This window comes from Noviherbaspirillum sedimenti (assembly GCF_003590835.1).
GTDB classification, from domain to species: domain Bacteria; phylum Pseudomonadota; class Gammaproteobacteria; order Burkholderiales; family Burkholderiaceae_D; genus Paucimonas; species Paucimonas sedimenti.
The window spans coordinates 894,044-911,608 of record NZ_QYUQ01000002.1; the positions used below are offsets into that span (position 1 = coordinate 894,044).

General features: G+C 62.0%; 14 protein-coding genes. 9 read left to right on the forward strand and 5 right to left on the reverse strand.

The window, feature by feature from the left end; all coding sequences use genetic code 11:
• Positions 1-55: 55 nt before the first annotated feature.
• The 3 genes from D3878_RS04245 to nadC all read left to right on the forward strand — a co-directional run bounded on the left by D3878_RS04245 (position 56) and on the right by nadC (position 3,853).
• On the forward strand, positions 56-1,657 hold the full coding sequence (locus D3878_RS04245) for an ABC-F family ATPase (protein WP_119784347.1): 1,602 nt from the start codon (positions 56-58) through the stop codon (positions 1,655-1,657).
• Positions 1,658-1,853: 196 nt separating this feature from the next.
• Positions 1,854-2,990, forward strand: a complete 1,137-nt coding sequence (gene nadA, locus D3878_RS04250; protein WP_119784348.1) for a quinolinate synthase NadA — start codon at positions 1,854-1,856, stop codon at positions 2,988-2,990.
• Positions 2,987-3,853, forward strand: a complete 867-nt coding sequence (gene nadC / locus D3878_RS04255) for a carboxylating nicotinate-nucleotide diphosphorylase (protein WP_119784349.1) — start codon at positions 2,987-2,989, stop codon at positions 3,851-3,853. The genes nadA and nadC overlap by 4 nt, the downstream gene beginning before the upstream one ends.
• Before the next feature lie 28 nt (positions 3,854-3,881).
• On the opposite strand, the gene nadB is transcribed toward nadC, so the two are convergent.
• Positions 3,882-5,495, reverse strand: coding sequence for an L-aspartate oxidase (gene nadB, locus D3878_RS04260; protein WP_119784350.1), 1,614 nt, complete (start codon positions 5,493-5,495; stop codon positions 3,882-3,884).
• Between the two features lie 135 nt (positions 5,496-5,630).
• On the opposite strand from nadB, the gene D3878_RS04265 reads away from it, so the two are divergent.
• From D3878_RS04265 to D3878_RS04275, 3 genes are all read left to right on the forward strand, one after another.
• Positions 5,631-8,075 carry a penicillin acylase family protein gene (locus D3878_RS04265; RefSeq protein WP_119784351.1) on the forward strand — a complete coding sequence of 815 codons (2,445 nt, stop codon included), beginning with the start codon at positions 5,631-5,633 and terminating at the stop codon, positions 8,073-8,075.
• A 264-nt stretch (positions 8,076-8,339) separates the two neighbouring features.
• Entirely contained in the window at positions 8,340-9,614 is a 1,275-nt protein-coding gene (locus tag D3878_RS04270; RefSeq protein WP_158592169.1) for an MFS transporter, read from the forward strand.
• Between the two features lie 27 nt (positions 9,615-9,641).
• Positions 9,642-10,739, forward strand: a complete 1,098-nt coding sequence (locus D3878_RS04275) for a hypothetical protein (protein ID WP_147383879.1) — start codon at positions 9,642-9,644, stop codon at positions 10,737-10,739.
• A gap of 46 nt (positions 10,740-10,785) precedes the next feature.
• On the opposite strand, the gene D3878_RS04280 is transcribed toward D3878_RS04275, so the two are convergent.
• Complete coding sequence (locus D3878_RS04280) at positions 10,786-13,008, reverse strand: putative bifunctional diguanylate cyclase/phosphodiesterase (protein ID WP_119784354.1); 2,223 nt, start codon at positions 13,006-13,008, stop codon at positions 10,786-10,788.
• Positions 13,009-13,010: 2 nt separating this feature from the next.
• Positions 13,011-14,219 (reverse strand): formate-dependent phosphoribosylglycinamide formyltransferase, encoded by a 1,209-nt coding sequence (gene purT, locus D3878_RS04285; RefSeq protein ID WP_119784355.1) that lies wholly within the window; start codon positions 14,217-14,219, stop codon positions 13,011-13,013.
• A gap of 464 nt (positions 14,220-14,683) precedes the next feature.
• Between purT and D3878_RS04290 the strand changes: the two genes are divergently transcribed.
• The 3 genes from D3878_RS04290 to D3878_RS04300 are packed head-to-tail and all read left to right on the forward strand — an operon-like array spanning position 14,684 to position 16,486.
• Complete coding sequence (locus D3878_RS04290) at positions 14,684-15,118, forward strand: PaaI family thioesterase (protein WP_233556226.1); 435 nt, start codon at positions 14,684-14,686, stop codon at positions 15,116-15,118.
• 14 nt (positions 15,119-15,132) lie between these two features.
• Positions 15,133-16,035, forward strand: coding sequence for an SDR family oxidoreductase (locus tag D3878_RS04295; RefSeq protein ID WP_119784357.1), 903 nt, complete (start codon positions 15,133-15,135; stop codon positions 16,033-16,035).
• 25 nt (positions 16,036-16,060) lie between these two features.
• Positions 16,061-16,486, forward strand: a complete 426-nt coding sequence (locus D3878_RS04300) for a GNAT family N-acetyltransferase (protein ID WP_119787693.1) — start codon at positions 16,061-16,063, stop codon at positions 16,484-16,486.
• Between the two features lie 33 nt (positions 16,487-16,519).
• On the opposite strand, the gene D3878_RS04305 is transcribed toward D3878_RS04300, so the two are convergent.
• Together D3878_RS04305 and D3878_RS04310 are read right to left on the reverse strand one after the other, a co-directional pair.
• Positions 16,520-17,245: an NRDE family protein gene (locus D3878_RS04305; RefSeq protein WP_119784358.1), complete on the reverse strand. Its 726-nt coding sequence runs from the start codon at positions 17,243-17,245 to the stop codon at positions 16,520-16,522.
• A complete protein-coding gene (locus D3878_RS04310; RefSeq protein WP_233556227.1) occupies positions 17,236-17,538 on the reverse strand; it encodes a DUF4936 family protein in 303 nt (100 codons plus the stop codon). The genes D3878_RS04305 and D3878_RS04310 overlap by 10 nt, the downstream gene beginning before the upstream one ends.
• Between the last annotated feature and the right edge of the window lie 27 nt (positions 17,539-17,565).

The following is a 17,565-nucleotide window of genomic DNA, read 5'->3' on the forward strand; positions in this document are numbered from 1 at the left end:
GCATCGCGCAATGGTAAAATGTCGGGTTAATTTACTTGTTTTTAAAGGCTTTTCCGTGCTTTCCACCGCAAACATCACGATGCAGTTCGGCCCCAAGCCACTGTTTGAAAATATTTCCGTCAAATTTGGGGATGGCAATCGTTATGGCTTGATCGGCGCCAACGGTTGCGGCAAATCCACTTTCATGAAAATCCTCGGTGGCGACCTTGAACCGTCCGCTGGCACTGTCATGCTCGATTCCAATGAGCGCCTGGGCAAGTTGCGCCAGGATCAGTTCGCTTTTGAAGAGATGCGCGTGCTGGATGTGGTCATGATGGGCCACACCGAAATGTGGGCGGCGATGAGCGAGCGCGATGCGATCTACGTCAATCCGGACGCCACCGACGATGATTACATGCAGGCGGCTGACCTCGAAGCGAAATTTGCCGAGTACGATGGCTATACCGCGGAAGCGCGTGCCGGTGAACTGCTGCTGGGCGTGGGCGTGCCCACCGAACAGCACCAGGGGCCGATGAGCAATGTCGCCCCAGGCTGGAAGCTGCGCGTGCTGCTGGCGCAGGCGCTGTTTTCCAATCCGGATATCCTGCTGCTAGACGAGCCGACCAATAACCTCGATATCGACACGATTCGCTGGCTCGAAGATGTGCTGAACCAGCGCAATTCGACCATGATCATCATTTCCCATGATCGCCACTTCCTGAACCAGGTCTGCACCCACATGGCCGACATGGATTACGGCACGTTGAAGGTGTATCCGGGCAATTACGACGATTACATGCTGGCATCGTCGCAGGCACGGGCGCAGCAACTGTCAAATAACGCCAAGGCCAAGGACAAGGTCGCCGAATTGCAGGATTTCGTGCGGCGTTTCTCGGCCAACAAATCCAAGGCACGCCAGGCGACTTCCCGCGCCAAGCAGATCGAGAAGATCAAGGTGGAAGATGTCAAACCTTCCAGCCGGGCCAATCCCTTCGTTCGCTTCGAGGGCGAGAAGAAGCTGCATCGACTGGCAGTCGAAACCCAGGGGATGTCGAAGGCCTATGACCACCAGATTTTCAAGAACATCAGCATCATGGTCGAGGCGGGCGAAAAAATTGCCATCATCGGCCCCAATGGTGCCGGTAAAACAACCTTGTTGCGTTGCGTTGGCGGCGATGAAATCTGCGGCCTGCATGCCGATAGCGGGACAGTGAAATGGGCAGAAAATGCCAACGTCGGTTACATGCCGCAGGATCCGACCGAGGAATTTGCCGTCGACAAGAATCTCGCCGACTGGATGGGGCAGTGGACCCAGGAAGGCGATGATGACCAGGCGGTGCGCTCGATCCTGGGGCGCCTGCTGTTTGGCGGCGACGATGTGAAGAAATCGGTTCAGGTGCTGTCCGGTGGCGAAAAAGGGCGCATGATTTATGGCAAGCTGATGCTGGGTCGTCACAATGTCATGTTGCTGGATGAACCGACCAACCACATGGACATGGAATCGATCGAGTCGCTTAATATCGCGCTGGAAAAATATGCCGGCACCCTGATTTTCGTGTCGCATGACCGTGAATTCGTTTCTTCGCTGGCCACGCGCATCCTGGAAATCAAGGATGGCAAGATCACCGATTTCCAGGGCGGCTACGAAGCATTCCTGGAAAGCCAGGGTATCGAATAAGCCGGCCCCGCTTATTGGTCCCTTATTGGTCCCTTATTGGTCCCTTATTGGTCGGCTTATTGCCGCTGATTGCACAAAACGCAGCCTTTGCCGGCTGCGTTTTTTATTGTGATTTGCCATCCTTATTTGACGGCATGAGTCCATCGGCATCTGGCTTTATAATCTTGTTTTGGTACCACCGTTTTTCAGGGTCAGCATGCAAACTCAGATCAAAACCATTGAATTCGAACGCCCGCAAATGGATGTCGGCACCAGTTGCGTTGCCAATGCCTGGGCCAAAGTGCCCGATGTCCCGACGCCGGCAGAAAAAGTCGCCTTGAAAGAACGCATCCGCAAGCTGCTGAAGGAAAAGCAGGCGGTGCTGGTGGCGCATTACTATGTCGATGCTGATTTGCAAGACCTGGCCGAGGAAACCGGCGGTTGCGTGTCGGATTCGCTGGAAATGGCGCGCTTCGGCCGCGACCATCCGGCCAAGACCCTGGTAGTGGCCGGCGTGAAGTTCATGGGCGAGACCGCCAAGATCCTCAGCCCAGATAAAACCATCCTGATGCCGGACCTGGACGCGACCTGTTCGCTCGACCTCGGTTGTCCGGCCGATGAATTTGCGGCGTTTTGCGATGCCCACCCGGACCGGACCGTGGTGGTTTACGCCAATACCAGTGCGGCAGTGAAGGCGCGCGCCGACTGGATGGTGACGTCCTCGATCGGCCTGGATATCGTTGCCCACCTGCATGCGCAGGGCAAGAAAATATTGTGGGCGCCGGACAAGCACCTGGGCAGCTATATCCAGAAAAAAACCGGCGCCGACATGCTGCTGTGGCAGGGCTCCTGCCTGGTGCACGACGAGTTCAAGGGCGTCGAACTGGAGTTGCTGAAAAAGGAGCATCCGAATGCCAAGATCCTGGTGCACCCGGAGTCGCCGGAGGCGGTGGTGGCGCTGGCCGACGTGGTCGGCTCGACCTCGCAGCTGATCGCCGCAGCCAGGTCGCTGGATGCAAAGGAATTCATCGTCGCAACAGACAATGGCATCCTGCACAAGATGAAAATGGCCGCGCCCGGCAAGACTTTCATCGATGCCCCAACCGCCGGCAACAGCGCCACCTGCAAGAGCTGCGCGCATTGCCCGTGGATGGCGATGAACGGCTTGCGCAATCTGGCTGAAGTGCTGGAAACCGGCCGCAATGAAATCCTTGTCGATCCGGAAATCGGCCGCAAGGCCTATGTCTGCATCGACCGCATGCTGGATTTCGCTGCCAGGCAAAAAGCCAATGTGCGCCCCTCCGGCGACCTGGCGAAAGAACAACAACTATTTTCTGGAATCGGACCCGCATGAGCACGCTGAACAATCCTTTCGCTCCCTTCGACCCGCTGCTGGCGGCGGCTTTCGAAGCCAACATCACCACCGCCATCACCGAGGATGTCGGTACTGGCGACGTTACCGGCAGGCTGGTGCCCGAGCAGGAAACGGTCAAGGCAGAGGTGATCGTTCGCGAAGCGGCGGTGCTGTGCGGCGCCCCCTGGTTCGAAGGCGTGATGAAAGAGCTCGATGCGCACATTGCGATCGACTGGCAATACGCCGAAGGCGCGTTGATGGCGGCCGACAGCGTGGTGTGCACCATCAAGGCGCCGGCGCGGGCCTTGCTGACCGCCGAGCGGCCGGCGCTGAATTTCCTGCAGCTCCTGTCTGGCGTGGCCAGCGCCACGCGGCGTTATGTGGATGTGATTGCCGGCACCCGTGCGGCGATCCTGGATACCCGCAAGACCTTGCCGGGGCTGCGCCTGGCGCAAAAATATGCGGTGCGCGTGGGCGGCGGCAAGAACCAGCGCCTGGCCCTGTATGACGGCATCCTGATCAAGGAAAACCATATCGCCGCGGCCGGCGGTGTGACTGCGGCCATGCATGCGGCGCTAGCCCTGAAGGCCGGCGTGTCGATCCAGATTGAAGTGGAAAACCTCGCCGAGCTGGAGCAGGCGCTGGCGGCAGGCGCGACGTCGGTCCTGCTGGATAACTTCACCCTGGAGACCATGCGTGCCGCGGTGGCACTGAATGCCGGGCGCGCCATCCTGGAAGCCTCCGGCGGGGTCAACATGGACAGCGTACGGGCGATCGCCGAGACTGGCGTCGACCGCATTTCGATCGGCAGCCTGACCAAGGATGTGAAAGCAAGCGACTATTCCTTGCGGATCATCAGTTGAGTTACCAGCCTTTTTTAATCAGCCTTTTTTAATCAGCCATTTTGCGCGGCGGTGTCAGCACCGTCGGCAAGGCTTTTGGCAAGGTTTCCGGGTAATCGCGCGAGGAATGCAGGCCGCGGCTTTCGCGGCGTGACAGCGCGCTCTCGATGATCAGCGAAGCCACCGTCGCCAGGTTGCGCAATTCCAGCAGATCAGGCGTAATGCGGAAATTCGCGTAATACTCGTCGATTTCTTCCTTCAGCATGCGGATGCGGTGCTGCGCGCGTTCCAGACGCTTGTTGGTGCGCACGATGCCGACGTAATTCCACATGAAGCGGCGTAGTTCTTCCCAGTTCTGGGTGATGACGACTTCCTCGTCGGCATCCGTGACCCGGCTCTCATCCCATGCCGGCAAGGGGAACGACGCCGGCTTGGCTTGCTCCTCGATGTGCTGGGCGGTGGCACGGCCAATCACCAGGCATTCCAGCAGCGAATTGCTGGCCAGGCGGTTGGCGCCGTGCAAGCCCGTGTACGCGGTTTCGCCGACGGCATACAGGCCATGCAGGTCGGTGCGTCCGGTCATGTCGGTGACCACGCCGCCGCAGGTGAAATGCACGGCGGGCACCACTGGAATCGGCTGGGTGGTGATGTCGATGCCGAGTTCCAGGCAGCGCGCGTAAATATTGGGGAAGTGTTCCTTGAGGAATTCGGGGCTCTGGTGGGTGATGTCGAGATCGACGTGATCCAGGCCACGTTTTTTCATCTCGAAGTCGATCGCGCGCGCCACGATGTCGCGCGGCGCCAGCTCGACGCGTTCATCGTGCGCCGGCATGAAGCGGGTGCCGGCCTTGGCGCCGGCTTCCTGCGGCAGTTTCAGCAGGCCGCCTTCGCCGCGCACCGCTTCGGAAATCAGGAAGGATTTGGCGTAAGGGTGGTACAGGCAGGTCGGGTGGAACTGGATGAACTCCATGTTGGCGATGCGACAGCCGGCGCGCCAGGCCATGGCAATGCCATCGCCGGTGGCGGTGTCCGGATTGGTGGTGTACAGGTAGACCTTGCCGGCGCCGCCGGTGGCCAGCACGGTCTGGTCCGCCGCCAGCGTGATCACCTTGCCGGTCTTCCTGTCCTGGACATACAGGCCGAGGCAGGTGGAGGTGCCGCCTTCAGTCAGGCCGAGTTTGCCGGACGTGATCAGATCGATGGCGAAATGGTCTTCCAGCAGGGTAATGTTGGGGTGATTGCGCACCTTTTGTTCCAGCGTCACCTGCACAGCATGACCGGTGGCGTCGGCGGCGTGGATGATGCGGCGCTGGCTGTGGCCGCCTTCGCGCGTCAGGTGGAAGCCCAGTTCAGCCTCCGCGTCGCGGGTGAAGGGCACGCCTTGCTCGATCAGCCATTCGATCCCGGCGCGTGCATGCTCGACAATGAAGCGGGTGGCGGCTTCGTCGCACAGGCCGGCGCCGGCCACCAGGGTGTCGGCGATATGCTCTTCGTGGCTGTCGCCGGAATCGAGCACGGCGGCGATGCCGCCTTGTGCCCAGTTGCTGGCGCCGTCCAGCAGCGAGCGTTTGGAGATGACTACGACCTTGCGGGATTTTGCGAGGTGCAGGGCGACCGACAGGCCGGCCAGGCCGCTGCCGACAATGGCGACATCGAATTTCATGGGATTTCTTTGGCGGAATGCGTTGCCATGACTATAGACCATTTGCGGCAAGAATGCAGGCACAGGCGCATTCCGGCATGCCTGTGATAATCTGCCGCATCGTCGAAGTAACAAAAACATCGGCATGGAGGCCGCATGAGGAAGTTCGTGAAATGGCTCGCTCTGAGTCTGCTGGCGGCGCTGCTGCTGCTGGCTTGCGCCTTGTTCTGGTACCGCAGCGCCAGCCAGCCGCAAATCGACGGCATCCTGCAGGCGCCCGGTTTGTCGGCGGCGGTGGATATCGTGCGCGACGCCGCCGGCGTGCCGCATATCTACGCACAATCGGCCGGCGACGCCTATTTTGCGCTGGGATTCGTGCATGCCCAGGACCGTCTGTGGCAGCTGGAAATGAACCGTCGCATTCCGGCCGGCCGCATGGCCGAGATCCTCGGGCCGAATGCGCTGCCGAACGACCGCTTCCTGCGTACCCTCGGCGTGCGCCGCAATGCCGAACAGATCCTCGCACGCCTGGCGCCGGAGACGCGCACGGTGCTGCAATCCTATGCCGACGGCATCAATGCCTATCTGGTCCGGCGCAGCGGCCCCTTGCCGCCGGAATTCGTCCTCACCGGCACGGCCGCGCCACAGCCATGGGAGCCGGTGGACTCGGTCGGCTGGCAAACCATGATGGCCTGGGACCTGGGCGCCAACTGGACGCAGGAATTGCTGCGCATGCGGCTGGCGCAGCGCCTCTCGCTGGTGCAAATCAATGAATTCCTGGCACCCTATCCAGGCGATGCGCCGCTGCCGACACGGGATTACACTGACTTCTATCGGAAGCTGTCAGGCACCAGCCAGCAGCTGGCGGCGCTGGCGCAAATCGCGCCGCCGTCGTACGTCGAGGGCATGGGATCCAACAACTGGGTGTTGGCGGGTAGCCGCACCGGCAGCGGCAAGCCCTTGCTGGCCAATGACCCGCATCTTGGCCTGGCGGCGCCATCGCTCTGGTATCTGGCGCATCTATCGGCACCCGGCCTGAATGTCATCGGCGCCACCTTGCCGGGGATCCCGGCGGTGGTCCTGGGACGCAACGATCATATCGCCTGGGGTTTCACCAATACCGCGCCGGACGTGCAGGATCTGTATATCGAACGCCTGCGTCCCGGCAATCCGCGGCAATACCAGACGCCCGACGGCTGGGCCGATTTCGCGACGCGCACGGAAACCATCAAGGTCAAGGGGCAAGCGGACGTGCGCCTGGAAGTGCGTCAATCCCGGCATGGCCCGGTCATCAGCGGCGCCTTGAAAGTGCTGGAAAAAGCGCCCATCGATGCCAGCCAGCACGTGGTGGCATTCGCATGGACCGCACTGCGTCCCGATGACATGACCCTGCAAGCCGGATTGCGCTTCAACCGGGCGCGCAACTGGCCCGAGTTCCTCGCGGCAGCCAGGGAATTCGGCGCGCCGCAGCAAAGCATGGTCTACGCCGATATCGACGGCAATATCGGCATGGTGGCGCCGGGGCGTATCCCGTTGCGCAAGCCGGAAAATGACTTGAAAGGCCTGGCGCCGGCGCCAGGCTGGGACAGCCGCTACGACTGGAACGGCTTTATCCCTTTCGATGCCTTGCCGCGCCAGTACAATCCGCCCGCAGGCCATATTCTCACCGCCAACCAGAAAATCGTCGGCAACGATTATCCTTATTTCATCACCAGCGAATGGACCTTGCCGTATCGCGCCCAGCGCATCGACGAACTGCTGGCGGCGACCCCGCGGCATAGCCTGGACAGTTTCGCGGCGATGCAGAAAGACGATGTCTCGCCGGCGATGCGCGAACTTTTGCCCGAACTTTTTCCGTTGATGCGGCAGGCCAGTGCGTCCAGCCAGCGCGCTCGCCTGGCACTGGACATGCTGGCGCGCTGGGATGGCGCCATGGCGGCTGGCCGGCCCGAGCCCCTGATTGCCACGGCCTGGTTGCGCGAACTGTCGCGACAGATATTCGCCGATGAACTGGGCGAGGAACTCTTCAGGGAATATTGGGAATACCGCAATTTTCACCAGGCCATGCTCAATGTCCTGCGCGACAAGGACGGGCAGGGCCGCTGGTGCGCCGGTGCATCGCGGCAGGCGCCGGCGCAGGGTGGCGCCTGCGCCGCGCTGCTGCCGCTGGCATTGGAGGCGGCGCTGGACGACCTTGAACGGCGCTATGGCAAGGATGCGCGCCAGTGGCGCTGGGGCGAGGCCCATGCCGCGCGCTCGGAACACCGGCCGTTCGGCAAGGTGGCGCCGCTGAGTGACGTGTTCAATGTCGAGGTGCCCAGTCCGGGCGATACTTTCAGCATCAATGTCGGTCGCAACAATCCGCGCGACGAAGCGGCGCCCTTCGTCAACCGCCATGCCGCCGGCCTGCGAGCCTTGTACGACCTCGGCGATCCGGAAAAATCACGCTTCATGCTTTCCACCGGCCAGTCCGGCAATGTGTTTTCGCCCCTGTATCGCAATCTGGCGCCCCGCTGGGCCGGGGTCGAATACCTGCCGATGCAAACCGTCCGCGCGGCGGTGGAAAAAAACCGGCTTGGCACGCTGACGCTGGCGCCCTAGTGCAGTAAACACGCCGCGACGCAAGCGTTCAGTGGCGCTGCTCGCATGCTTGTCTGCGTCAGTGCAATCTCTCTTCAGGCATCCTCGCCAGTCCTGCTTGCGCAAAAATAGGTCCTTTAATTCATAAGATTGATCATTGGCAAATCCCTTGGATGCCTCGGTGCTATTTTTCTCCTAGCTTGCAAGCGCGGCTGTCCTGAACACGGCAATCAATTTGGTTCGATGGCGCATGTGCATTCGCCCGGCAAATTCACCGACACTTCCATGTACCAAACTGAAAGCGGCCTCAATCCGGCGCTGCACAGCCCGGCCCTCGGCGCAGCCAGCCGCAGCCGAATCGGTGCAGGCGTTTATTTTCTCGGCATGACCAGCCTGTTGACGGATATTTCGGCGGAAATGGTCGCCAGCATCCTGCCGCTCTACCTGTTTTCTGTCCTGCGGCTGTCTCCCTTTGAATTCGGCTTGATCGACGGTCTCTACAATGGCAGCGCCGCCATCGCACGGCTGGCATCGGCCTACTGGGCCGACCGGCGCGGCAGGCACAAGGCGCTTGCCTTCACCGGCTACCTGCTGTCGGCGCTGGCCAAATTTGCGCTGCTGTTCGCCGGTATCGCCGGCTGGCTGTCGGTCGCGGCCGTGTTGCTTGTGGACCGCGTCGGCAAGGGCATCCGCACTTCCCCCCGCGACGCGCTGATCGCCAGCCATGCGAGCGCAGCCAGCGTCGGCGCGGCGTTCGGCGTGCACCGCGCCATGGATGCCGTCGGCGCGATCATCGGTCCCTTGCTGGCTACCGCACTCTTGTTGTGGCTGCCGCGACGCTTCGATATCGTATTCCTGGGCAGCCTGTGTTTTGCCGTACTCGGCTTGCTGGTGTTCGGCTTGTGCGTCCAGGCCGGCAGGGAAGGCAGCGCCACCGCGCCGGATCAACGCCAGTCGCTCAGCCTGGCGGCGATGCTGCGCACCATGCGTTCGCCGCGCTTCATGCTGCTGGTGGCGGCTGCCAGCCTGCTGTCGCTGTTTACCCTGAGCGACAACATGATCTATCTTGGCTTGCAGCGGCAACTCGATTTCGATGCCAGCTACCTGCCGCTGCTGTTCGTCGCCACCGCCTGCGTCTTCATGTGCCTGGCGATCCCGCTGGGTCGGCTGGCCGACCGCTTCGGCCATGTGCGGGTTTTCCTGGCTGGTTACCTCATGCTGGGGCTGGTGTATTGCCTGTATGTGGCGCTGCCGGCATCCGGCAATATCAAGCTGGTCGTGTGCATTGTGCTGCTGGGGGCTTACTATGCCGCCACCGATGGCATCCTGGCGGCGCTGGCGGTGAAGCAGTTGCCCGTCGAAATGCACGCCACCGGCATCGCCTGCATCGGCACCCTGACCAGCCTGGGCCGCATGGGCTCGTCGATCCTGTTCGGCTGGGGCTGGGAAAGCCTGGGGCAGGAGCAGGCGGTCGGCTGGTTCGGGATTGCCATGCTGGCGATGCTTTTCCTGACGGTGCTGCTTGCCCGCAAGCTGGGGCAGGGCGCAAGGTCCGCCTGAAGCCACGCCGCAAAGGATATGCATTCCATGACCCGACACCAAGACATGCTGCCTCGGCAAAGGCGCAAACCAAAGAAATCCCGCGGCCTTGCTGTTGTGGTCCTGCGGCAGCTGCTGGGCGCAGCTTTTGTCAGTGCCACCTCCTTTGCCGCCGTTGTGTCCGGCATGGGGCATCTCAGCATGGCATATGCGGCGACGCCGGCAGCCGCTAGCGTGAGCGACTTGCGTCCTTATGCCGCTGGCCCCGGCTTTGCGCTGGTGCGCAACGCCGGCAAGGATGCCCCGGTGCGTATCGACATGGTGCGCTTCGATCCACTCAGCAAGAAAATTCTCGAACGGCGTCCCACCACGCTCGCGTGCGAACGCGTGCACATGGCGCGCCAGAGCATTTTTTGCCTCGGCACGTCACAGCAAGGCAGCACTGGCACCGGTCTTAGCTACGCCGTGACCGACTTCAAGCTGGAGACTGTGTTTTTCGGCAAGATGCCGATGGGTATGGCCGTTAGCAGGGCCCGCGTTTCGCCCGACGCCACGCATGCCGGCAGTACTGTGTTTATTGCCGGTCACGCTTATGGCACGGCCAGTTTCGCGACCCAGGCGCTGGTCATCGATCTGCGGCAACGTAAGCTCAGCATGCCGCCGCTGGAAAACTGGAATATTTTCCACAATAATGTGCAGATCAGTTCCAAAGACATGAATCTCTGGGGCGTGAGTTTCGATCCGCGCAATCCGGACATTTTTTACGTCACGGCGGCGATCAAAGAGCGGCCTTATCTCGCCCGGGGGAGCATCAGCGCGCGTCGCATCGACTTGCTGCGGCCAGGCATCGAATGTCCTTCGGTATCGCCCGATGGCAGCAAGCTGGCGTTCAAGAAGCGGCGAGGCCGCACAGGCTGGGCCCCTGCGGTACTGGATCTGGCCAGCGACAGGGAAACGGTTTTTCAGGAAAGTCGCAGCATCGACGACCAGATCGAATGGCTGGACAATCATACCCTGGTGTATGAATTGAATACGCCGCGCATGATGGGTGTCAAAACCGACTTGAGGCAAATCGATATAAGGCAGCCGCAAAACCCCGCGAGGCTATGGCTGGAAAATGCCGCTTCTCCGGCGATACTGCGTTGAGTGATTTACCCGCTTCAGCGACTGTATATTTGCACAGCAGGCTGTACTAGGATGCCAGGACGGTCGACGACGCCAGGTGCAGCAGTTGTTCGGCTTCGCGGGCAGTGACCGAGCGCGAGAAGGTGTATCCCTGGCCGAGATGGCAACCCATGTGCTTGAGCAGCATGACCTGTTCGGCCGTCTCGACGCCTTCGGCAACGGTGTCGAGTTTCAGGGTGTGCGCCAATGCCAGGATCAGCCGGATGATTTCGGCATCGCTGCTGTTGGTGCCCAAGCCGTGGATGAAGGCCTTGTCAATTTTCAATACATCCAGCGGCAGTTTTTGCAGGTAAGCCAGCGATGAATAACCGGTGCCGAAATCGTCCAGCGCCAGGCGGAAACCCATTTTCTTCAGGATCGACAAGGTTTCGATGGTTTGCAGCGGGTTTGCCATGGCCGAGGATTCCGTCAGTTCCAGCTCGATTGCAGCGGGCGAGACACCGGTGCGATCGAGAATGGCGGCGACTTCCGGCAGGAAGGACGATTGCAGCAACTGGCGCATCGAGACATTGACGGCGATCGTCACGTCGGCGGTCGCACGATGCCTGCCCCAGGAACGCAACTGCAGGCAGGCCTGCTCCAGCGCCCACAGGCCGATTGGCACGATCAGCCCGGATTCTTCGGCGATCGGGATGAATTCCTGCGGCGCTATTTCGCCGTGCTGCGGGTTGTTCCAGCGCAGCAGCAGTTCAAAACCGCGGATCGTGCCATCGTCGAGCGCGACCTTGGGCTGGTAGTTCAGCGACAGCTCGTCGCGTTCCAGCGCAAAGCGCAGGGCGGCGTCCAGCTGCGCGCGGCGAGTGCGCAGGTCTTGCAGCGCGGCGTCGAAGATTTCGGCGCGGTTGCGGCCGCTTTCCTTGGCCTGGTACATTGCGGCATCGGCATCGCGCAGCAGCTCGGCGGGGTTCTTGTGACCGGCGTGCAGGAAGGCGATGCCGACGCTGGCCTGCAGCTTGACGATGACATTCTCGACCACCAGTTGCCGCGATACCGCCGCCAGCAGCGCCTCGGACTTGCTTTTCGCTTCGGCCGGGCCGCCGTCGGCCAGCACCACGAATTCGTTGCCGCCGAAGCGGGCCACAAAATCCCCCGGCGCCAGCTCGGCCGAGATGCGGCGTGTCAGCTCCAGCAGGCATTTGTCGCCGAAGTCGTGGCCGTGCATGTCGTTGAGGCTCTTGAAGAAATCGAGGTTGCATACCAGTACCGCCAGGCGGGTCTGATTTTCGCGGAATGCCTCGATGGCGCCGGTCAGCCTTTTGAGGACATGGCGGCGGTTCGGCAAGCCCGTCAGCGGGTCATGCAAGGCCTGGTGCTCCAGGCGCAGTTCGTATTCCTTGCGCTCGCTGATATCCTCGATGCTGAACACCAGCCCCTTGATGGCGGGGTCATGCAGCAGGTTGTAGCCGCGGACCTCGACCCACACCCAGTGACCATCTTTGTGGAGGGTTCGGTGGCGCGAAAAGATGCTACTGGAGGGCATGTTGCGCAGGTAGCGCAGCTTCTTCTTGCTTTCGATCTCGTCATCCGGATGGTTGACGTCCCTGAAAGACATGTGACGGGTTTCTTCCTCGGCGTAGCCGGTGACTTCCTGGAAGGCCGGGTTGACGTACGTGATCCTGAATTTGTCGTCGACGATCATGAGCGCGTGGCGGGTGGCGCGGGCGATTGCATCAAAGCGGCGCTGGTCGAGCTTGGCCTGGTCCAGGGCCAGGGCATTCTGTTTCAGGGCGCGCCCCAGCAAACGTGCCAGCAGGCCGGCGAACAGCAGGGCATACATGTTCGGCAGCCAGTCACTCAAGCGCATGTCGAGTTCGCTGCGCAGGATGAGGCCGAGGACGAGGATGCCGAAGGTCGCGGCGACGGCAGCGCCGGTTTCCAGCGGCAGCAGGAATACGCCGGCCACGGCAATCAGGCTGGACAGGTCAACCGAGGGCAGGGTGCGTTGCAGCGCCAGTATCGAGATGGCCAGCATGACGATGCCCATCTCGAACAGCAGGCGCCCCTGGTCATACGCGACGACGCGCGGCCAGAAGAATCGGCCGAGCGAGACCAGGAACAGCAGCGTGACCAGGCTCAGCGCCAGCACGCTGGCGTCGGAAACAACCAGACGCTGGGTGGCTGCCGCCATGGCGGCATGCACCAGCAGGATGAGGTACAAAAACAGCGAGGCGACCCGAAAGACTTCGTTGCTGGTAAGCGCGCTGTCGAGGCGCAACAGCGGCAATTTCATGGTCAGGCCGGCACCGGCTTGACGGCCTGCGCGGCCTGGCGGGCAATGGCGCGGGCGCGGTCGATGTCTGCTGCTGTAGCGAGGGCCACGCCCATGCGGCGCCGGGCGAACGATTGCGGCTTGCCGAACAGGCGGATGTCCACCCCGGGCAGGGCAAGCGCGGCAGCGACGCCTTCGAAGGCGATCGCATCCTGTTCGAGCTGGCCGTAGATGACGGTCGAGGCGGCTGGAGAAGCCAGGCTGGTGTCGACCGGCAAGCCGAGGATCGCCTTGGCATGCAATTCGAACTCGCTCTGGCGCTGGCTGGCCATGGTCACCATGCCGGTATCGTGCGGCCGCGGACTGACTTCCGAGAACCACACCATGTCGCCCTTGACGAACAGTTCGACGCCAAACACGCCCAGCCCGCCCAGGTTGTCGGTGACGGTGCGGGCGATCTCGCGGGCGCGTTGCAGCGCCAGCGGCGGCATCGGATGGGGCTGCCAGGATTCCACATAGTCGCCGTGGACCTGCAGGTGGCCGATCGGTTCGCAGAAATGGGTGACGGGCGCGCCATTGCCGTCCAGGGCGCGCACGGTCAGTTGGGTGATTTCATAATCAAAGTCGATGAAGCCTTCGACGATGACGCGGCCGGCATCGACGCGGCCGCCGGCGGCGGCGTAATCCCACGCGGCCGTAATTTCGTCGGCGCCATTGATCTTCGACTGCCCCTTGCCGGATGAGGACATGACGGGTTTGATCACGCACGGAAAACCGATCTCGGCGCAGGCACCCCTGAGTTCGTCCAGGCTGGCAGCGAAGCGGTAGGGCGACGTCGGCAGGCCGAGTTCTTCGGCTGCCAGCCGGCGGATGCCCTCGCGGTTCATGGTCAGCCAGGCCGCGCGTGCCGTGGGGATCACGGTGGCCTTGCCGGCCTTTTCGAGTGCCAGCAGGGCAGGTGTTGCGATTGCCTCGATTTCCGGCACGACCAGATGCGGCTGCTCCCGTTCGATGAGCGCCGTGAGCGCGGCGCCGTCGGTCATGTCGATGACATGGGCGCGATGCGCCACCTGGTGTCCTGGTGCATTGGCATAGCGGTCGACGGCGATGACTTCGACGCCGAGACGCTGCAGGGAGATGATGACTTCCTTGCCAAGTTCGCCGGCGCCGAGCAGCATGACCTTGAGAGCGGAGGGAGAGAGCGGGGTGCCGAGGCGGCGGGGTTGGTTCATGGCTTGCCGAGTATGCTGTTGATGTTGCAATAATGGTAGCGAAACATTAACAAATTCGCGCCGGTTTGGACAGCCAAACTTGCAAAAAATTACTGCATTGGCGGGCTTGTGTCGACTCTGGACGACGTTGAACCCGAAAGATACTGAAAATTGTAACTATAAGTGAAGTATTGCCACAAATATCAGTGCGCCGTGCTGATTTGGCGAACCGAATCAAACCGCCGTGTGGAACAGAGAAAAAGGGGCAATCTGGTTACAATTGGCATCCGGGCGTTGCCGTCAGCAGCATTCGCAGCGCTGACGGGCGAAATGCAGGACAATGTTTGGCGTAGGCAGCGCAGCCCGCCGACAGGGGGCGCGCTTGGCGGCACACGCCAGTGAAAAGTATGGAAAGGTAAATGCATGCAGCAAGCAAGGATTTTGATGAAGGCCTGTACCCGCGAAGCTGAACCATGGGGGTCGCAATGACTGCTATGACAGCACAACCGTTTCCAGTAGAAATTCCGTTTCTGGACGACTTGGGGGTGGAATTCCTCGGCATGGGCAATGGCGAGGCGCAGATCGCCCTGACTCTGCAGCCGCGCCACATGAACAGCTGGCAGGTCGCCCATGGCGGGCTGACGATGACGCTGCTGGATGTGGCGATGGCCATGGCCGGCCGCTCGGACAATCCCGATATCCAGGCCAGCATCACGGTGGAAATGAAAACCAGCTTCATGCAGGCAGGCGGCACACCCGGCCACCGAATTGTCGCCAAGGGCAAGACCCTGCATCGATCCACCACCATGTGCTTTTGCGAAGGCGAGGTCTGGAACGGCGACAAGCTGGTGGCAAAGGCGATGGGGACCTTCAAGTATCTGAAGCGCATCGAGGCTGCCAAAAAAATGCACCGGGGCTGAAAGGGAACTGGCGCATGAAACAGTTTGCCGGCAGGGTTGCCGTCATCACCGGCGCTGCGGGAGGTTTCGGCCGCGAATTCGCCCGCTCGGCTGCGCGCCTGCGCATGAAGCTGGTGCTCGCCGATATCGAAGCCGCAGCGCTGGCCGCGTTGCAGGAAGAACTGCACGCACAGGGGGCCGACGTGCTGGCGCTGGCGTGCGATGTGCGCCATGCCGGCGATGTCCAGGCGCTGGCGGATGCGGCCATGGGGCGCCATGGCGCAGTGCATTTGCTGTTCAATAATTCCGGCGTTGGCTGCGGCGGCCTGGTGTGGGAACACAGCGAGGCAGACTGGGAATGGCTGCTGGGGGTGAACCTGTGGGGCGTCATCCATGGCGTGCGCATTTTTACGCCACTGATGTTGTCCAGTGCTGCCGCCGATCCGGATTATGAAGGGCATATCGTCAACACCGCCTCGGTCGCCGGCTTGCTGAACGCGCCGAACATGGGCGCGTACAACGTCACCAAGCACGCCGTGGTCTCGCTGTCGGAGACGCTTTACCACGATTTGCAACTGGTCGGAGCGCCCGTCGGCGCATCGGTACTGTGTCCCCACTATGTCCCGACAGGCATCCACAAGTCCGAACGCAACCGGCCGCAGGACTTGCGCAACCAGGGCGCGCCGACGGCCAGCCAGGCCGCTTCGCGTCTCATGACGGACAAGGCGGTCCGGTCCGGCAAGCTGAGCGCAGCGCAGGTGGCGCAGGCGACTTTCGATGCGGTGCGCGCAGGTCGTTTCTATATCCACACGCATCCGGAAATGCTGGATGCGGTGCAAGCTCGCATGAGCGATGTCCTGCAGCAGCGCAATCCGCGCGACCCGCTTGCTGCGGAGCCCCGGCTGAAGGCCTTGCTGCAGGCGCGCCTGAAGGCATAGGCGCATGGGCAAGGAGCAAACGGGCATGAGTTTTCATATCGAACTTGGCACCTGGCGCACGCTGGGCGCGGCGGCGCGGGCTGTGCGCAGCGAGGTCTTCATCGTCGAGCAAAATGTGCCGGTCGAGCTCGAATGGGACGAGATGGACGAGGTATCGCTGCATGCGATTGCGCGGGATGCCAGCGGCGCGGCGTGCGGCACTGGACGGCTGCTGCCGGACGGCCACATCGGCCGTATGGCGGTGCGCCGCGAGACACGCGGACAGGGCGTTGGGGCGGCGATCCTGGCCGCGCTGATGCAGGCGGCCAGGCAACGCGGTCAGAGCCAGGTCATGCTGAACGCGCAAATCCAGGCGCAAGGCTTTTACGCGCGTTTCGGTTTCGCAGGGGAGGGTGAGGAGTTTGAGGATGCCGGCATTGCGCATATTCATATGCGCTGCCGGCTGCGCTGAGCCTGCGGCCGGGTTGCAAAACCGGGCGCCGGGTTACTTGAGCATGCGCTCGCAGAGCAGCGGCTCGTCGTTGGCGGCCAGCTTGATCACGGTCGACGCGCGCGTGCCGTAATCGGCGGACTCGATGAACACCGCCGACAGCATGCGCTCCAGTTCCATGCTGACGCCGGTCTTGGGCAGGCGGCAGTCCGAGGCGCGGGTAGTATCGGACAGCATCTCGAAAAAGGCTTCTTCCGGCGCGCATTGGCACAACAGGCTGGCGAATTGCGCCTTGGTCCGCACCACCTTGGGCCAGCAGGCATCCAGACCGGCGTTTGACAAGCCATACACCCCCGGGGCCAGCGGCTTGCCGTTGCGTTCATCATCGCCGGCGCGGTTGGAATACCAGATCAGTTGTTCGCGGTCGCCCACCAGCAGGTTGAAGCCGTTGTATTGCGCGGCGTCCGGGGCGATCTGGCTGAGGTATTGCGCCGGCCTGGCATTGCCGGCGAGGTAATCGGCGACCAGCCGGCCGCGCGTGGGTGCATCGGCCCTGGTTTCGGATGGTGCGCGGATATTCGTGATGGCGGCAAAACGGCCATCGCGGCTGACGCCGATCCAGGTGCCGCCACCCTTGAGGTCGCGCCCGGCGTAGACGTCCGGGTGGTCTTGCCACCAGTCGGCGGGCAGGGCCGGACGGTCATAGAATTCGTCGCGATTGCCGGCCGCGATCAGCGGCGTAGCGGGAATGACTTGCCAGGCGAATACGATCAAGCACATGATGTGACATCCATAAAATATTCCCTATGGCGCTCGCCGTCGATCAGCGAGGCCAGTTCGGCCTGCGATACCGCTTGCGCCAGTATCGCATCGAAATCTTCAGGAATGTGGTGATAGGTTTCCATCCAGGTAAGGTGTCCGTCCTTTGCCTCGGGACGGCGCTTGAGTGTTGTCGCCACGCCGCAGCGCTGCGACAGCGCTGACTGCATTGCCGTCACGCGCTCGCGCAATGCCTGCGCATGGGCGCAATCGACGCGGTAGTAGATGTACAGGTCCATGCGGCGTCTAGTCATTGGCAGAGCGGATAGGTGTGGTTCGCG

Excerpts from the sequence above, each read along its gene's own strand:
- D3878_RS04275 (WP_147383879.1), top strand. The coding sequence starts at position 9,642 with ATGACCCGACACCAAGACATGCTGCCTCGGCAAAGGCGCAAACCAAAG.
- D3878_RS04305 (WP_119784358.1), bottom strand. The coding sequence starts at position 17,245 with ATGTGCTTGATCGTATTCGCCTGGCAAGTCATTCCCGCTACGCCGCTG.
- nadC (WP_119784349.1), top strand. The coding sequence starts at position 2,987 with ATGAGCACGCTGAACAATCCTTTCGCTCCCTTCGACCCGCTGCTGGCG.
- D3878_RS04290 (WP_233556226.1), top strand. The coding sequence starts at position 14,684 with ATGACTGCTATGACAGCACAACCGTTTCCAGTAGAAATTCCGTTTCTG.
- D3878_RS04295 (WP_119784357.1), top strand. The coding sequence starts at position 15,133 with ATGAAACAGTTTGCCGGCAGGGTTGCCGTCATCACCGGCGCTGCGGGA.
- D3878_RS04310 (WP_233556227.1), bottom strand. The coding sequence starts at position 17,538 with ATGACTAGACGCCGCATGGACCTGTACATCTACTACCGCGTCGATTGC.
- D3878_RS04270 (WP_158592169.1), top strand. The coding sequence starts at position 8,340 with ATGTACCAAACTGAAAGCGGCCTCAATCCGGCGCTGCACAGCCCGGCC.
- D3878_RS04265 (WP_119784351.1), top strand. The coding sequence starts at position 5,631 with ATGAGGAAGTTCGTGAAATGGCTCGCTCTGAGTCTGCTGGCGGCGCTG.
- nadA (WP_119784348.1), top strand. The coding sequence starts at position 1,854 with ATGCAAACTCAGATCAAAACCATTGAATTCGAACGCCCGCAAATGGAT.
- nadB (WP_119784350.1), bottom strand. The coding sequence starts at position 5,495 with ATGAAATTCGATGTCGCCATTGTCGGCAGCGGCCTGGCCGGCCTGTCG.
- purT (WP_119784355.1), bottom strand. The coding sequence starts at position 14,219 with ATGAACCAACCCCGCCGCCTCGGCACCCCGCTCTCTCCCTCCGCTCTC.
- D3878_RS04280 (WP_119784354.1), bottom strand. The coding sequence starts at position 13,008 with ATGAAATTGCCGCTGTTGCGCCTCGACAGCGCGCTTACCAGCAACGAA.
- D3878_RS04300 (WP_119787693.1), top strand. The coding sequence starts at position 16,061 with ATGAGTTTTCATATCGAACTTGGCACCTGGCGCACGCTGGGCGCGGCG.